Annotated in this window: 13 protein-coding genes and 1 pseudogene; 11 read left to right on the top strand and 3 right to left on the bottom strand. The window is 68.5% G+C overall.

Annotation, left to right across the window (positions count from 1 at the left end):
* From E1281_RS25480 to lysX, 4 genes and pseudogenes are all read left to right on the top strand, one after another.
* Nucleotides 1-317: pseudogene (locus E1281_RS25480) on the top strand (L-aspartate oxidase); the annotation flags it as partial.
* Nucleotides 314-1,171 (top strand): carboxylating nicotinate-nucleotide diphosphorylase, encoded by an 858-nt coding sequence (gene nadC / locus E1281_RS25475; RefSeq protein ID WP_131882196.1) that lies wholly within the window; start codon nt 314-316, stop codon nt 1,169-1,171. The pseudogene E1281_RS25480 and the gene nadC, both read left to right, overlap by 4 nt.
* Before the next feature lie 14 nt (nt 1,172-1,185).
* Nucleotides 1,186-1,968: a type III pantothenate kinase gene (locus E1281_RS25470; RefSeq protein WP_131882195.1), complete on the top strand. Its 783-nt coding sequence runs from the start codon at nt 1,186-1,188 to the stop codon at nt 1,966-1,968.
* 160 nt (nt 1,969-2,128) lie between these two features.
* A complete protein-coding gene (lysX, locus tag E1281_RS25465) occupies nt 2,129-3,622 on the top strand; it encodes a bifunctional lysylphosphatidylglycerol synthetase/lysine--tRNA ligase LysX (protein ID WP_131882194.1) in 1,494 nt (497 codons plus the stop codon).
* Nucleotides 3,623-3,707: 85 nt separating this feature from the next.
* Here lysX and E1281_RS25460 read toward each other — a convergent pair whose 3' ends face one another.
* Nucleotides 3,708-4,808: a LacI family DNA-binding transcriptional regulator gene (locus E1281_RS25460; RefSeq protein WP_243717392.1), complete on the bottom strand. Its 1,101-nt coding sequence runs from the start codon at nt 4,806-4,808 to the stop codon at nt 3,708-3,710.
* Nucleotides 4,809-5,215: 407 nt separating this feature from the next.
* On the opposite strand from E1281_RS25460, the gene E1281_RS25455 reads away from it, so the two are divergent.
* Nucleotides 5,216-5,446 (top strand): LuxR C-terminal-related transcriptional regulator, encoded by a 231-nt coding sequence (locus E1281_RS25455; RefSeq protein WP_021591725.1) that lies wholly within the window; start codon nt 5,216-5,218, stop codon nt 5,444-5,446.
* 659 nt (nt 5,447-6,105) lie between these two features.
* On the opposite strand, the gene E1281_RS25450 is transcribed toward E1281_RS25455, so the two are convergent.
* A complete protein-coding gene (locus E1281_RS25450; RefSeq protein ID WP_131882193.1) occupies nt 6,106-6,990 on the bottom strand; it encodes an NlpC/P60 family protein in 885 nt (294 codons plus the stop codon).
* A 638-nt stretch (nt 6,991-7,628) separates the two neighbouring features.
* Between E1281_RS25450 and E1281_RS25445 the strand changes: the two genes are divergently transcribed.
* From E1281_RS25445 to E1281_RS25420, 6 genes are all read left to right on the top strand, one after another.
* Nucleotides 7,629-8,144: an amino-acid N-acetyltransferase gene (locus E1281_RS25445; RefSeq protein WP_131882192.1), complete on the top strand. Its 516-nt coding sequence runs from the start codon at nt 7,629-7,631 to the stop codon at nt 8,142-8,144.
* A 4-nt stretch (nt 8,145-8,148) separates the two neighbouring features.
* Nucleotides 8,149-8,946, top strand: a complete 798-nt coding sequence (locus E1281_RS25440) for an RDD family protein (protein ID WP_131882191.1) — start codon at nt 8,149-8,151, stop codon at nt 8,944-8,946.
* 6 nt (nt 8,947-8,952) lie between these two features.
* On the top strand, nt 8,953-9,462 hold the full coding sequence (locus E1281_RS25435) for an RDD family protein (protein WP_131882190.1): 510 nt from the start codon (nt 8,953-8,955) through the stop codon (nt 9,460-9,462).
* 1,066 nt (nt 9,463-10,528) lie between these two features.
* Nucleotides 10,529-10,852, top strand: coding sequence for an Lsr2 family protein (locus E1281_RS25430; RefSeq protein ID WP_131882189.1), 324 nt, complete (start codon nt 10,529-10,531; stop codon nt 10,850-10,852).
* Between the two features lie 359 nt (nt 10,853-11,211).
* Nucleotides 11,212-13,749, top strand: coding sequence for an ATP-dependent Clp protease ATP-binding subunit (locus E1281_RS25425; RefSeq protein WP_131882188.1), 2,538 nt, complete (start codon nt 11,212-11,214; stop codon nt 13,747-13,749).
* Between the two features lie 197 nt (nt 13,750-13,946).
* Nucleotides 13,947-14,615, top strand: a complete 669-nt coding sequence (locus E1281_RS25420; RefSeq protein ID WP_131882187.1) for an ArsR family transcriptional regulator — start codon at nt 13,947-13,949, stop codon at nt 14,613-14,615.
* Between the two features lie 69 nt (nt 14,616-14,684).
* Here the strand turns inward: E1281_RS25420 and add are convergent, their stop codons facing one another.
* A complete protein-coding gene (gene add / locus E1281_RS25415) occupies nt 14,685-15,632 on the bottom strand; it encodes an adenosine deaminase (protein ID WP_279433650.1) in 948 nt (315 codons plus the stop codon).
* Nucleotides 15,633-15,703: the final 71 nt, after the last annotated feature.

Here is a 15,703-nt window from a genome sequence, read left to right as displayed (position 1 = left end):
AGGTTCAGCGGATCATGACGGCCTACGCGGGTGTGTTGCGTGGGGCGGCAGGGTTGGAGGTCGCTGGGCGTGAGCTGGCCTCCCTGCCGCGGGGCGGGGTGGAGCCGGGCGTGGAGGCTTGGGAGGCCACCAACCTGCACACCGTCGCGTCCGCGATCGTGGCGGCGGCGCGGCGGCGGGAGGAGACGCGCGGGAGTCACTGGCGTGAGGACTTCCCCGAGCGCGCGGACGGCGCGTGGCGTGGTCATCTTGTGACGCGGCTGGCGGGGAACGTCCTGACGACCAGCTACGAACCTCTGGAAGGAAACCGTTCATGACCCCTGAACTGTCGCAGACGCTACGCGCCGCCGGGCTCGATCCACAGGCTGTGGATAACCTCGTCCACGCGGCACTGGCCGAGGACGGCGAGGTCGACGTCACCAGCATGCCGATCTTCGCACCGGAGGAGACCTCGACCGGGTATCTGACCGCACGCGACGAGGGCGTCGTCGCGGGGATCCCGGTGGCCTGCGCCGTCTTCGACGCCCTGGACGTGGCGTACACGGCCAGGGTCGACGACGGGGAACGCGTGCACCCAGGGCAGGTCCTCATCGAGGTCGGCGGGCGGACCCGGGCCGTCCTGCGTGCGGAACGGACGGCCCTGAACCTGCTCACTCACCTGTCCGGGATCGCGACGGCCACCCGGATGTGGGCGGACGCCATGTCCGGCACGAAGGCCAAGGTCCGTGACACGCGTAAGACCCTCCCCGGCCTACGCGCCCTGCAGAAGTACGCCGTGCACTGCGGCGGAGGCGTCAACCACAGGATGGGCCTGTACGACGCCGCGCTCATCAAGGACAACCACGTCGCGGCGGCCGGAAGCATCGCCAAGGCGTACGAGGCGATCCGCGCCGTGTACCCGTCCCTGCACGTCCAGGTGGAGTGCGACACCCTCGCACAGGTCGAGGAAGCCGTCGCGGTCGGCGCCACTAGCATCCTGCTCGACAACATGACCGACGCCCAGATGGCGGAGGCGGTGTCGCTCGTTAAGGGGCGGGCGGAGCTTGAAGCCAGCGGGGGCCTTACCCTGGAGCGGGCTCGAGACGTCGCTGTGACCGGGGTGGACTACCTTGCCGTCGGTGCGCTGACGCACTCGGCGCGTGTCTTCGACATCGGCCTTGACTTCACCTGACCAGCGGGGACCTGATGCTGCTCACCATTGACGTCGGTAACACCCAGACCGTCCTCGGCCTTTTCGAGGGCGAGGAGGTGATCGAGCACTGGAGGATCAACACCGATCCGCGGCGGACCGCCGACGAGATCGCGGTGGTTCTGCAGGGCCTCGTCCAGCAGAGCCCGCTGCTGGCCGAGACCGACATCAGCGGTATCGCGCTGTGCTCCACGGTCCCGTCCGTCCTGCACGAGATGCGGGAGATGTGCCGCCGCTACTACGGCGACGTGCCCGCGGTGATCGTGGAACCGGGCGTCAAGACCGGGGTTCCCGTCCGGATGGACAACCCGAAGGAGGTCGGCGCCGACCGCATCGTGAACGCGCTGGCCGCCGTCCACACCCACGGCGGCCCGGCGATCGTCGTCGACTTCGGCACCGCCACCACCTTCGACGCCGTGTCCGCCAAGGGCGAGTACGTGGGCGGCGCGATCGCGCCGGGCATCGAGATCTCGATAGACGCGCTGTCCTCGCGCGGCGCCCAGCTGCACAAGATCGAGCTGGTCAGGCCGCGCAGCGTGGTCGCCAAGAACACCGTCGAGGCGCTCCAGTCCGGGATCATCTTCGGGTTCGCGGGGCAGGTGGACGGAATCGTCGAGCGCATGTCCGAGGAGCTCTCCGAGGACCCCGACGAGATCACGATCATCGCCACCGGCGGCCTGGCGCCCCTCGTCCTGGAGGAGTCCCGCAGCATCGACGTGTTCGAGCCGTGGCTCACCCTGATCGGCCTCCGCCTCATCTACGAGCGCAACACCCCATAGCCCGAGCACGCACGACCGCACCGGCCGACGCCTCGGCCACATGGTGACCTCGGGCGTTGCGATCGCGGGCGAAGCCGGATTCGAGCCCGCGAGAAACCGATCGCGCAGCGAGCCTCCAGGCGAGTCGGAGCGCTGCGGCGATCGCAATAGGCTGGGGGACGTGACTGACGAGATCTTCGACGAGCTCCCGGAGCAGATGCGCGTGCGCCGGGAGAAGCTCGACCGGCTCCGCGAGAGCGGAATCGATCCCTACCCGGTGACCTTTCCGCGGACGGCGACGATCGCTGAGATCCGCGAGAAACACCCGGATTTGGAGCCGGGCACCGAGACGGGCGAGAAGGTCGGCGTCGCCGGACGCGTCATGCTGGTCCGCAACACCGGGAAGCTGTGCTTCGCGACCGTCCGGGACGGCGGCGGCGAGATCCAGATCATGCTCTCGCTGGCCAAGGTCGGGCAGGAGCAGCTCGACTTCTGGAAGCGGGAGGTCGACCTCGGCGACCACGTGGGCGTCGACGGCGAGGTCATCACGTCCCGCCGCGGCGAGCTGTCGATCATGGCCGACCGGTTCGCGATCACGTCGAAGTGCCTGCGCCCGCTGCCGGAGAAGCACGCGGGGCTGACCGACCCGGAGGCGCGGGTCCGCCAGCGGTACGTCGACCTCATCGTCAACGACGAGGCCCGCGAGATGGCGCGGATCCGCAGCGCCACCGTCCGCGCGGTCAGGGACTTCTGGCACGACGAGGGCTACCTCGAGGTCGAGACGCCGATGCTGCAGCCCATCCACGGCGGCGCGGCGGCGCGTCCGTTCAAGACGCACATCAACGCCTACGGCATGGACCTCTACCTGCGCATCGCGATCGAGCTGTACCTGAAGCGGCTGGTCGTCGGCGGCATCGACAAGGTCTTCGAGGTCAACCGGAACTTCCGGAACGAGGGCGCGGACTCCACGCACAACCCCGAGTTCACGATGGTGGAGGCCTACGGGACGTACCTCGACTACAACGACATGGCCGACCTGACCCAGCGGATGTACCAGAGGGCGGTCATCGCCGCGCTCGGCACCACCGTGGTCGTCCATGACGGCGTCGAGATCGACCTCGGCCTGGCGGAGTGGCCGCGGATCACGCTGTACGGGTCGGTGTCGCAGGCGCTCGGCGAGGAGATCACCCCGCACACGCCCATTGAGGACGTCCGTAAACTCGCGGACGCCCGGGGCGTCTCCTGGGACTCCAAGTGGGGGCAGGGCAAGCTCGTCCAGGAGCTGTTCGAGGAGCTGATCGAGCACACCCTCGTCCAGCCCACGTTCGTCATGGACTACCCGGTCGAGACGTCCCCGCTGACCCGCCAGCACCGCGAGGAGCCGCTGCTCACCGAGAAGTGGGACCTCATCGGTTTCGGGGCGGAGCTGGGCACCGCCTACTCCGAGCTGGTCGACCCGATCGAGCAGCGCCGGCGTCTGACCGAGCAGTCACTGCTCGCCGCGGGCGGCGATCCCGAGGCCATGCAACTGGACGAGGACTTCCTGCGCGCCCTGGAGTACGCGATGCCGCCGACGGGCGGGATGGGCGCCGGCATCGACCGCATGATCATGGCGTTCACCGGCAAGGGCATCCGCGAGACGATCCTGTTCCCGCTGGTCAAGCCCGAACAGTGACCGCCCGCGCGGGTCGCTGAGGACTCTTGGCGGAGCGCGGACGGCACGGGAGCGCCCCGGTGGAGCGCGCTCGCCGGGCGCTCCGCTAAGCGCTTTCTCGGATCACGAGATCGGGTCGCAGCACCACCTGGCGGTGCTGGTGTGACTTGCCCTCGCCTATCTCGGCCATGGCGAGTTCGGCGGCCTCCCAGCCGAGTTCGCGGCGGGGCTGCCGGATGGTGGTCAGCGGGACGGCGGCGCTCGCGGCGAGCTCGATGTCGTCGTAGCCGATCACGGCGATGTCGCCGGGGACGCCGACGCCAAGCCGGGTGAGTTCGTTGATCAGGCCGATGGCCAGCAGGTCGTTGGCGCAGAACACGCCGTCGGGCCGCGGTGTCATCTTCAGGATCTGGTGTGCCGCGGCCTGCCCCTCGCCGGGGCTCATCGCCTCTTGGACGAGGGTTACGGGCTTTCCGAAACCGGCCTCCACGATCGTGCGGGCGGCGCCGTCGCGGCGTTCGACGCAGGGCTCCGGCTCCGGAACCCCGGTGACGAAGGCGATCCGCTCGCGGCCGATGCCGAGCAGGTACGCGGCGGCGATCTCCCCGCCCGCGACGTGGTCGACCTGGGCGGAGCAGCCGTCGGACGCGTCCCGGTCGATCAGCACGACGCTCATCCCTGCCGCGCGGAGCCGGGAGACGTCGCGGGAGGAAAGCTTGACCGGGATGATCAGGACGCCGGCCGCGCGCTGGTCTTCCAGGAGTTCCAGCGAGCGCCTCTCCTTGGCGGCGGAGTAGTCGCTGGAGAGCCAGAGGGCGTCGTGGCCGGCCGCGTTGAGCGCCGCCTCCGCCCCCCGGACGACGCCGGTCGCGTACGGGTTGGTGAGGTCCTCGACGACGACGCCGAACGCACGGCGCGGCTGGTCGCCGAACTCGCCCGCGGTGCGTTCCGGGCCCCGGCGGAGCCGCCGCGCGGACTCGTTTCGGACGAATCCGAGCTCCTCGATCGCTGCTCGGACACGGTCACGGGTGGCTTCGGCCACGAGGTCTGGCCGGTTTAGGACATTCGAAACGGTCCCAACTGAGACTCCAGCACGCCTCGCGACCTCACGAATACTGGTCTGTGGCAACTCGCTCCTCGTCCCGCTCCGGGAGTGTTTCCCCTGGTAGTGGCGTTTTGCACAGCGTGCCGGCGAATCGCCGGTCACGCATCGGAATATTCCGCACACACATTGCACCGAACCAGCGCTTGACGGGCCGGATCCGGCCGCCTAGCGTTCCGAGCCGAAGCGTAGCTTGAAACGATTCACGATCTTGTTCAAGACAGGATCTGGCGAGTCCGACGAGAAGGGGCGGGTGCGGATGGCTGGCGATCTTTTCCCGTCTCCTTCGGCCGGCCAACGAGTGAATCGTCACCCGGAGTTCCCCCGAACGACCCCCCAATCGGCCAGGCGGCCACCTCCGGCCAAGCACGCGAGACAGAAAAGGAACCCGATGATCTAGTCCGGAAGGGCTCCGGACCCGGCAACCCAACGCGCGTACAGAGGCCCGACCCGTGCCTGTGCAGCGGACGGCTGCATCCCCGCGGTCATCACCACGGACGAGGGAGGACGGAGTGGAAACAGCCACACTCGCACGTCGTGGCACCGACGATTTCGGGCTGAGCGAGGAGGAGATCCGGCTGCTCGCCCAGATCGCGAGCGGTGTCACCGCCGATGTGGCGGCACGCAAGCTGGAGCTGAGCGCGCGGACCTTGCGTCGCCGGTTGCGGACGATCTGCGACCGGCTGGAGGTCAACACCCCTATCGAGGCCGTGGTGTGGGCGGCCCGAAGGCAGCTCATCTAGCGGTAACACCCCCCGACGCTCGCCCGGGGACGGCGAGCGTCACCAGTAATCCAGGTGGCGAACTCATGAGAACTCCGTCCGACCCCGCAGCGGCGGCGCCGAAAGCCTGACAGGTAGGTCCCTGTAGGCGGTGCCGCCGCGGACGGTGTTTGTTTGTAGTTCCCTTGGCGTCGGGCCCAGGGGCCCTCCTGCAACGGGAACCGCGGTGCGATCGCTGCTGTGCTTGCTTGCAGCTCCCTTGGCGTCGGGCCCAGGGGCCCTCCTGCAACGGGAACTGCGGTGCGATCGCTGCATCGCTCCGAACTCGCCTTGCGGCTCGCTTCGCGATCAGGTTTCTCGCTTCGCTCGCAACCTGCCTTCGGACGCGATCGCAGTGGTTTGGGTTGTTGCGGGGTTGGTGTGGTGGCTGGGGTCGGTGCGTTCGTGGGTGCTGGCGGGTGCGCGCCTAGAAGATTTTGTCTTGGCGGGGTTGGGGTGTTGTGTCGCTCCGGCTCGGCCTGGTTCTCGCTGGGGATTTTGTTTGGCCTTGCTCGCTGCCTGGCTTCGGGCGCGCTCGCAGTGGGTGTTGTGGTGATGGCTGGTGTGGGCAAGGGCTTGATGGCGGTAGATGAAGCTGGGAGCGGTGATTTGACGTCGGAGCCTCTGCCTTCTGAGGCGGGTCAGGCTACTCGGACGCCGCCTGCGAAGGGGCGTCCGGCCATTGGGGCGATTCTCACTACGTCGCCGGTTCGCGGGGCGTGGAGCATCTTGTCGTCGCCGACGTACATGCCCATGTGGTGGAGGTCGGAGTAGAAGAACACGAGGTCGCCAGGCTGGAGTTGGCTCCGCGACACGTGGGTGCCGGCGTTCCACTGGCTGCCGGTGTAGTGCGGCAGGTTGATGCCGACCTGCTTGTAGGCCCACATCGTGAGGCCTGAACAGTCGAAGCTGCTCGGGCCTGCGGCGCCCCACACGTACGGGCGCCCGATCTTGGACATCGCCGCCCGCAGCGCCTGTGCGGCCTTGCCGGTGCCGACGACGGGGAGCTTGGCGAGCTGGGTGGGGTCCCTCTTGACGAGCTTGCCGCGGACCTTCTCGTAGGTCTCGCCGACCTTCTTGCGCTGCGCGTCGAGCTGTGACCGCAGCTGCTTGACCTGCGTGGCGCGCGACTCGGCGGACTTGCGGGAGCGTTCGGCGGCCTGCATGGCCTGCATGAGGGCGAGAACCTTCGTGCTGTCCTGCTTGGCGAAGTAGTTGAGGGTGGCGGCCTGGTCCAGGACGGACTGCGGGTTCTGGGACGCGACGAACGACACCGTGGGGTCGGTGCCGCCCTGCATATAGCTGTTGGCGGCCAGGGTGCTGACCTTCTCGCGGACGCTCCTGAGCGACTTCTCCTGCCGCTCGGCGTTGTCGGCGGCGACCTTGGCGGCGCGCTGGGACTGGGCGAGCTTCACCTTCATGCCGTTGTACTGCTCGGTGAGCTTCTCCAGCTCGTCGGCGAGCTTGAGGGCCTTGGACCGGAGTTCCTTCGTGGACGGCTCGGGGTCGGCGTGGGCCACGGGCATGGTGTGCGGCGCGACGGAGACGGCGACGAGCGCGCCGGCGACGGTCGCGGCCCTGGCGCGGAGTCGGGCTCGGCCGCGGGGGCGGGTCGTGCGGGCGCCCAGGGGTGAGTGCGGGAAGCGTGAACGCGCGGATCCTGCAAAACGCGCGGATCCTGTAAAGGGAGCAGGGCGCGATGGCTCCACGGGTTCTCCTCTCCTCGTCCGCCTACCGGGTGGGCTGACGGGTCGGGGCTAGGAGCGGACCGTCCGCGGTACGCGCGGATCGGCTCCGCACCGCCGCGCATTCATCCCTCACGGTGCCGGACGAGTGGCGACCCCCCGAACGCTCCAATGTGGGTCCCCGGCTCCTCCGGGGCGCTGGTTGCGGCCCGGGGACTCGGCGGTTCGGCCTCCGTCCTGCGGTTGGCCGACGTCAGCGCAGGACACTAACGGACCCCGCATTGGATGCCAACCAGAACATGCGAAGACGCAGGTCGCGCTTGAGTTTCGCTTCTGCGCCCGCGCTTCGCTGTGTTCTGGCTCACTTTTCCCGGAACCATGGGTCTATCTAGTCGCTTTTATCTAGTCACCTGCGCGAAGGGGTGGCCTTGCAGGAGGGCCGCCTAGCGGGAGCAAGGGGGCGCGTTCGATAATCTCGCCTGTTTGTGGAGGTCGTGATCCGGCGTGCCCGTACCGCCGACGTTGAAGTGATCCGCAGGCTGGTCGATCTGTACGCCGGGTCGGGGCGACGCATGCTGAAGAAGACCACGGTGAAGCTGTACGAGGACGTCCAGGAGTTCTGGGTCGCCGAGGACGTCCAGCACGGCGTCATCGGCTGCGGCGCCCTGCACGTGATGTGGGAGGACCTCGCCGAGGTCCGCTCGGTCGCCGTCGAGAAGGGGTACGGCGGACGCGGAATCGGGCACCGCATCGTCGCGCGCCTCCTGGAGACCGCGCGGGAACTCGGCGTGCGGAGGGTGTTCTGCCTTACCTTCGAAGTGGAGTTCTTCTCACGTCACGGCTTCCAGCAGATCCTCGGGACTCCAGTGGCGCCAGAGGTGTACGAGGAGCTTCTCGGCTCTTACGACGAAGGCGTGGCAGAGTTCTTGAACCTCGATCGGGTCAAGCCCAATACGTTGGGCAATACCCGGATGTTGCTTCGCCTGGAGGACTGACCCAATGAGCGATTCCCCCTACCGCGGGCGGCGGCGCCACCAGCAGCCGCAGGGCCAGGGTTCCTACGGCCCACCGCCCCCGTATCAAGCTCCCCAAGGGCAGCAACCCCAGCAGCAGTGGCAGTCGCCCCAGCAGCAGTGGGGGAACCAGCCGGCGTACAACGAGACGTACGAGGCGCCCTACGACCAGTACGCCGGCTCCTACGGCGGCCACCACAGCGGCGAAGTGAGCCTCGCCCCGATCGCGCGCAGGGCGGCCGCCCGGCTCATGGACAACGCGCTCGTCGCGGTGTTCGGCTTCGCGCTCGTCCTCCCGGTGACGATCGGTGCGTTCGGCCTAGGCAAGCCGGGCAGCCAGACCGAGGACGAGGGGGGTGTGTGGAACTGGCCCATCATCTTCACCCTCTTCGCCGTCCTGTCGGTACTGCCGTTCCTCTATGAGGCCGTCCAGTTGGCGATGTCGGGACGGACGCTCGGCAAGCGCGTCATGGGCCTTGGCATCGTCCAAGCGCGTCCTGCGGGCGAGCCGCTGACCACGACGCAGGCCATATGGCGCGCTGGAATCACCCACATCGCCTACCAGATCGGCGTCTTCTTCTTCCTCGTCCTGGCGGTGATGGTGTGGGATTACGCCGCGTACGGGATGGTCCTCGTCTGGGCGGGTGCCCTGATGGCCTACCTCTGGGCGATCTGGGACCAGCCCTTGCACCAGGCACTGCACGACCGCTTCTCCGGCACGATCGTCATCGACGAGCGCGCCGGATACGACGAGTACCACGAGTACGACGAGTACGCGGGATAAGGCCGGATGGCGGCACCGCTCGCCGAGCCGGGGCAGCGTCTCCTGGCGCGCATCGTCGACACGCTCGTCGTCGGCCTGCCCGTCGTCATCGTCGTACGCGCGCTGGTGTCCGGGCCCATGGTGGACGTCGTCGCTCCGCCCGCCGTGGGTGGCTGCTTGCTGCTGTACGAGTCGATCCAGCTCGCCCTCTGGGGCCGGACGCTCGGCAAGCGCTTCGCCGGAATAGAAGTGATCGTGGCCACCTCCGCCGAAGAGTCCTCCGCCGGTGAACACGCCGCCGCTGAGGAGGCCGGCGGTGGCGGCCGGTTGGGGGTCCCGCGCGCCGTTCTGCGTGCCGCGGTCTATTCGCTGCCGATCGCGGTGCGGCCGATTCCCGTTCTCGGGGGGCTGGCGGGCATCTTCTGGATCGCGAACGCGGGGATGCTGTACGAGGGCTCGCGCCGCCAAGCCCTCCACGACAGGCTCGCGGGGACGGTCGTGGTAAAACGGCCGCCGCCCGATTCCCCGGCCTTCTGAGGTCCTCTCAGGCCCCTTGAGGCGCACTCTAGGGTGTCGATCCAGAGCGCTCTCGGTCCGCGGTCCCCGTGGGCGGAGAGCGCTCGCCCGTCCCGGACGGCTTTCGCGTGGGCGCCCGCTCTGTTTCGGACGGCCCCGCCGCCGCGCGGCGAATGCCAGCTCGCTCCGGTTACGGCCTCGAATCGGCGCGGTATGTGCCGCGTCCCGGACGCGCCCTCCGCTTTGAGATGTGCATCCCGGGCCGTTGCCGTTCCGCCCGTGGATCCGGCCACATAGGGCGCCGGACTTACTCCCGAGTGAGATCCCGTCTCGCCGGGAAGGGACCTTTAGCTCCACAACCCCGGTGCCATGGGCGTCCGGAGGCGCGCCCGGTACGGCTGTCGGACGCGGGCCGGAAGAACTGGCGCCGGCGGTCGCGATTGGGCTGCAATCTCCCGTTTTCAGGATGGCGGACTGCCGACGGGTTCGGCGGGCGGATGGCGACCGGGGACTTCCCGCCCCGGCGCGGGAGGCAACAGATTTTCGATGTCGGCCTGCCGGCCGTTATCCATCCACATCCGCCGGTGGGGGCGGTGATCACCGCCCATGCCGGGCTCCGCGGCTTCCCCGCATTCCCGGGCCCGGGTGTGGTTAGTGCCGTTACGTCAGGGTTAATCGTTGGCGGCGGTGTAGGTGAGCCCGGCCTGTTAAGGTCGGCCACGGGCTCTTTTACTGCGGCGGCACTCCGGGCGGACGGCCGGTCCGAAAGCCGGGCCGCTCGCAAACAGGGGGTCAATGCGAGAGCGCCCGCCCAGGTCAGCGACGTCCGCCGTGACGCCGGTCACGCTCGAAAACCGCACAGCGGCCCGCGGGCGGCGAAAAACTCACGCGCTGCGGTCGCCGTGACCCCGCCGTGTCGCCGCGACGTGCCAGAAACAGGCGAGGCTGATTACGCCCGGTCACCCTGGGAAGGGGACTTCCACGAGACTGCCGCTTCAACGGCTGTGTCGGAATTGTCATCAGCGGACTTCCCGGTATATCTTTGTCGACCGAATGTAGTTTGCTCAAGCCGAAAGGGTCTGTCCTCATGGCACAGAAGGTTCAGGTGCTTCTCCTCGACGACCTCGACGGTGGCGAGGCGGACGAGACCGTAGCGTTCTCGATCGACGGCGCCTCCTACGAGATCGACCTGAGTGGCGCCAACGCAGCGAAGCTGCGGGATTCTCTTCAGCCGTTCGTTGAGAAGTCGCGCAAGGCGGGAACGTCCACCCGCAAGCGCCGGCAGCGCGGCGCCTCCAGCCGCGAGCGCAGCGCTGAGATCCGCGCCTGGGCCAAGAACAATGGCATCAAGGTCAATGAGCGCGGCCGGATCCCCGCCCATGTGATCGAGCAGTACGAGGCGGCCAACTGACCCGGTTCACCGCACACGGCCCGTCTCCCTTCGCGGGACGGGCCGTTCGCTTTCGGCGTAGCGACCCGGCGGTTGGCGGTACGCGGCGCGCGGTACGCAGGGCGCACGGGTGGAACACCACCCCCATTCGCCACTCTCGGCCCGCGCCTTGACCGACCTGCGAAAAGCCCCCGTTCGCTTGGGGCGTAGCGGGAACATGACGCACCGGCACGGTAGTTGGATGAGACTGAACAGCGCTTAGCTGGGGAACGTCTCCTGGTGGGAGTGCACCGGGTGGCCTCCTCGGGGCGGGCTAGCATGCGGAAGGACAGTTCCGGACGTTCCGGACTCTGCCCAACCGCTCTGTGAGGAGCGACGAGATGTTCGAGAGGTTCACCGACCGCGCGCGGCGCGTTGTCGTCCTGGCTCAGGAAGAGGCCAGGATGCTCAACCACAACTACATCGGCACCGAGCACATCCTCCTGGGTCTGATCCACGAGGGTGAGGGTGTCGCTGCCAAGGCTCTGGAGAGCCTGGGGATCAGCCTTGAAGCGGTTCGCCAGCAGGTCGAGGAGATCATCGGCCAGGGGCAGCAGGCGCCGTCGGGCCACATCCCGTTCACTCCGCGTGCCAAGAAGGTCCTTGAGCTGTCACTGCGCGAGGCGCTGCAGCTGGGCCACAACTACATCGGCACCGAGCACATCCTGCTGGGGTTGATCCGTGAGGGCGAGGGCGTCGCCGCCCAGGTCCTCGTGAAGCTCGGCGCCGACCTGAACCGTGTGCGCCAGCAGGTCATCCAGTTGCTGCACGGTTACCAGGGCAAGGAGCCGGCCGCCTCCGGCGGTCCCTCGGAGTCGGCTCCGTCGACGTCCCTTGTGCTCGACCAGTTCGGCCGCAACCTGACCCAGGCCGCACGCGAGGGCAAGCTCGACCCGGTCATCGGCCGGGACAAGGAGATCGAGCGGGTCATGCAGGTGCTGTCCCGCCGCACCAAGAACAACCCCGTCCTGGTGGGCGAGCCCGGCGTCGGCAAGACCGCCGTCGTCGAGGGCCTCGCGCAGAAGATCGTCAAGGGCGAGGTGCCCGAGACGCTGAAGGACAAGCAGCTCTACACCCTCGACCTGGGTGCGCTGGTCGCCGGCTCCCGGTACCGCGGTGACTTCGAGGAGCGCCTGAAGAAGGTGCTGAAGGAGATCCGCACCCGCGGCGACATCATCCTGTTCATCGACGAGCTGCACACGCTCGTCGGCGCGGGCGCCGCCGAGGGCGCGATCGACGCCGCCAGCATCCTCAAGCCGATGCTGGCCCGCGGCGAGCTGCAGACGATCGGCGCGACCACGCTGGACGAGTACCGCAAGCACCTGGAGAAGGACGCCGCGCTGGAGCGCCGCTTCCAGCCGATCCAGGTCGCCGAGCCGTCGCTGTCGCACACGATCGAGATCCTCAAGGGCCTGCGGGACCGCTACGAGGCGCACCACCGCGTGTCGATCACCGACAGCGCGCTGGTCGCGGCGGCGCAGCTCGCCGACCGCTACATCAGCGACCGGTTCCTGCCCGACAAGGCGATCGACCTGATCGACGAGGCCGGGTCGCGGATGCGCATCCGCAGGATGACCGCTCCGCCGGACCTGCGCGAGTACGACGAGAAGATCGCCGACGTGCGGCGCGACAAGGAGTCCGCGATCGACGCGCAGGACTTCGAGAAGGCCGCCGCGCTGCGCGACAGCGAGAAGCAGCTGCTCGGCCAGAAGGCGCAGCGGGAGAAGGAGTGGAAGGCCGGCGACATGGACGTCGTCGCCGAGGTCACCGACGAGCTGATCGCCGAGGTCCTCGCCACCGCCACCGGCATCCCGGTCTTCAAGCTGACCGAGGAGGAGAGCACGCGCCTCCTGAACATGGAGGACGAGCTCCACAAGCGGGTCATCGGCCAGGAGGACGCCATCAAGGCGCTCTCGCAGTCGATCCGGCGTACCCGCGCCGGCCTGAAGGACCCCAAGCGTCCCGGCGGCTCGTTCATCTTCGCCGGCCCGTCCGGTGTCGGTAAGACCGAGCTGTCCAAGACGCTCGCGGAGTTCCTGTTCGGCGACGAGGACGCGCTGATCCAGCTCGACATGTCCGAGTTCATGGAGAAGCACACCGTCTCGCGGCTGTTCGGCTCCCCGCCCGGCTACGTCGGGTACGAGGAGGGCGGCCAGCTGACGGAGAAGGTCCGCCGCAAGCCGTTCTCGGTCGTCCTGTTCGACGAGATCGAGAAGGCCCACCAGGACATCTTCAACTCGCTGCTGCAGATCCTGGAGGACGGCCGCCTGACCGACGCTCAGGGCCGTGTCGTGGACTTCAAGAACACCGTCATCATCATGACGACCAACCTCGGGTCCAAGGACATCTCCAAGGGCGTCTCGATGGGCTTCGCCCGTCAGAACGACGAGCAGGGCTCGTACGAGCGGATGAAGGCGAAGGTGTCGGAGGAGCTCAAGCAGCACTTCCGTCCCGAGTTCCTCAACCGTGTCGACGACACGGTCGTCTTCCACCAGCTCACCCCGGCGGAGATCATCCAGATCGTCGACCTGATGATCGCCAAGGTGGACGAGCGGCTGAAGGACCGCGACATGGGCATCGAGCTGCGGCAGGAGGCCAAGGACCTGCTGGCGCTGCGGGGCTACGACCCCGTCCTCGGCGCCCGGCCGCTGCGCCGCACGATCCAGCGGGAGATCGAGGACAACCTGTCCGAGAAGATCCTGTTCAACGAGCTCAAGCCCGGCCAGATCGTGATCGTCGGCACCGAGGGCTTCGACCCCGAGAACAAGGAGGGCACGGCGGAGACCGCCAAGTTCACCTTCAAGGGCGTCCCGAAGCCGGACACGGTCCCCGACAGCCCGCCGCCCATCGAGGGCGCGGTCAACTTCAACAAGGACTGACGTCCCGCGCAAGGGCCCGCGGCCAGTGAGAACCGGCCGCGGGCCCTTCCGCATGCCCGGCATCTTCACGGCGCCGAAGCGGCTCGCAGACGCCTCCCCCCAACCGGACGGCGGCGCCCGGTGCCCAGCCGGTCGAGAGTTATCCACAGCTCATGATTCGAGCGGAGTTCGTCGTACCCGGCGCATAGTATTCGAACATGCGATCGAATATGGTCGGTTCGGCGGCGGAGTTCGGGCGGCGCGCGGGAGGCGGCCCGGCGGGATACGCGCACGTCACCCGGGCGTTCCTCCGGGACGTGAGAGCCCGCGCTCCCGCGCCGTTCCCGATCTTCCGCTCGAACCTCCAGGGCGAGCTGCTGGCACGCCTGCTCCTGGGCCCGGCCCGCGAGGTGTCGATGCTCGACCTCGCCGTGATGCTCCGCGTCGACCTGGCGTCCGTGATGCGCGAGGTGGAACGGCTGGCGCGGGCGGACCTGCTCACCCTCCGCCGCACTCTGGCCGGCCGCCTGGTGAGCCGGAACCCCGACAGCCCCCTGTACGAGCCGCTCACCCGTCTGCTGATGCTGACGTTCGGCCCCGCGGCGGTCGCGGCGGAGGAGTTCGGCCGTTTGCGGGCCGTCCGCGACCTGTACCTGTTCGGTGCCTGGGCGGCGCGCTACAACGGCGTCCCGGGCGACCAGCCCATCGACGTCGAGGTCCTGGTCATCGGCGAGATCACCCATGCCGCCGCCCACGATGCCGCCCAAGAAACGGCAGCTCGCCTGGGCCTCCCCGTACACCCGGTGGTCCGCACCCCCACCCAATGGCAGGGCGACGCCGACCCCTTCCTACGCGAAATCCGAGCCGGCCCTCTCACCGAGCTCTGACCGCCCGAGCCGATCACGCTCCCTGGCGTTCGCGGCGGCGAGCAGACCCGCGGTCGCGCGCAGCGAACCTCAAGGCGCGGCCAGCCACCTGTTGATCTCCTCGTGGAGGCGGGTCTTGGTCTTAGCGGCGGCGAAAGAGGCGTCCACACCGCCGTGGGCGAGGTCGGCAAGGACGGTGTCGTCGTAGCCGAAGGCATCTCGGACGCGGGCGTACTCGGTGGCGAGCGGGGTGTCGATCAGGGCGGGAATGTCGGTGTTGAGGGTCACCATCAGGCCCTCGTCGCGGAGACGGGGAAGAGGGTGGTCGTCGAGGGAGGGGGCGAAGCCCAGGGCGACGTTGGATGACGGACACACTTCGAGCGGGATCTTGCGCTCTCGCACCTCGGCCACGAGGTCCGGGTCGTCCAGGATCCGGATGCCGTGGCCGAGCCGCTCGGTGCGGCCCGCACCGAGCGCCTGCCGGATGCTGGCCGGCCCCTCGCCCTCCCCCGCATGGTGGACGACGTGCAGCCCCGCGTCGTGGGCGGCGGCGAACACCTCGTTGAAAGGGTCGCCGGGATGGGACTCGTCGCCGGCGAGCCCTATCGCGACCACGCCGTCATGGCGGCGGGCGAGGTCGAGCGTCCGCCAGGCGCGCTCAACGGAGCGGCGGCGGGAGTGGTCAAGGATGAGGCGGCATTCGATCCCGAACGCCTCCTGTCCGGCCTCCAGACCCTCGAGGACGGCCGCGAGCGGCATGTCGAGGTCGCCAACGCGCTCGCCGTGACCGGCCGCCGTGAACGACACCTCGGCATATCGGGTGCCCTGCGCGGCCTCGTCCTCACAGAACTCGTAGGCGACCCTCCGGAAGTCGCCAGGACGGCGCAAACAGGCCCGGACGAGGTCGTTCTGAGCAAAGAACGCCGCGAAACTCCCGAACGAAACACCGTCCTCGGGAACGTCCACCCCGTTAGCGGCACCGATCTCCCGCAGCGTGCCCCACCGCACAGTGCTCTCGAGATGAACATGCAGATGCACCTTAGGCAGCCCCACCAAGTCGACCACGCCCGCACGCTACGACCCCACTCCACACCTCCACCACTCAATAT

This window comes from Actinomadura sp. KC345, from assembly GCF_004348515.1.
Lineage (GTDB): Bacteria > Actinomycetota > Actinomycetes > Streptosporangiales > Streptosporangiaceae > Spirillospora.
This window is presented reverse-complemented; position numbering and strand designations above follow the sequence as displayed.

What these genes read in the sequence shown, in the direction of transcription:
- nadC (WP_131882196.1), top strand. Translation starts at nt 314, where the DNA reads ATGACCCCTGAACTGTCGCAGACGCTACGCGCCGCCGGGCTCGATCCA.
- E1281_RS25470 (WP_131882195.1), top strand. Translation starts at nt 1,186, where the DNA reads ATGCTGCTCACCATTGACGTCGGTAACACCCAGACCGTCCTCGGCCTT.
- E1281_RS25450 (WP_131882193.1), bottom strand. Translation starts at nt 6,990, where the DNA reads ATGCCCGTGGCCCACGCCGACCCCGAGCCGTCCACGAAGGAACTCCGG.
- E1281_RS25440 (WP_131882191.1), top strand. Translation starts at nt 8,149, where the DNA reads ATGAGCGATTCCCCCTACCGCGGGCGGCGGCGCCACCAGCAGCCGCAG.
- E1281_RS25435 (WP_131882190.1), top strand. Translation starts at nt 8,953, where the DNA reads ATGGCGGCACCGCTCGCCGAGCCGGGGCAGCGTCTCCTGGCGCGCATC.
- E1281_RS25430 (WP_131882189.1), top strand. Translation starts at nt 10,529, where the DNA reads ATGGCACAGAAGGTTCAGGTGCTTCTCCTCGACGACCTCGACGGTGGC.
- E1281_RS25425 (WP_131882188.1), top strand. Translation starts at nt 11,212, where the DNA reads ATGTTCGAGAGGTTCACCGACCGCGCGCGGCGCGTTGTCGTCCTGGCT.
- E1281_RS25420 (WP_131882187.1), top strand. Translation starts at nt 13,947, where the DNA reads ATGCGATCGAATATGGTCGGTTCGGCGGCGGAGTTCGGGCGGCGCGCG.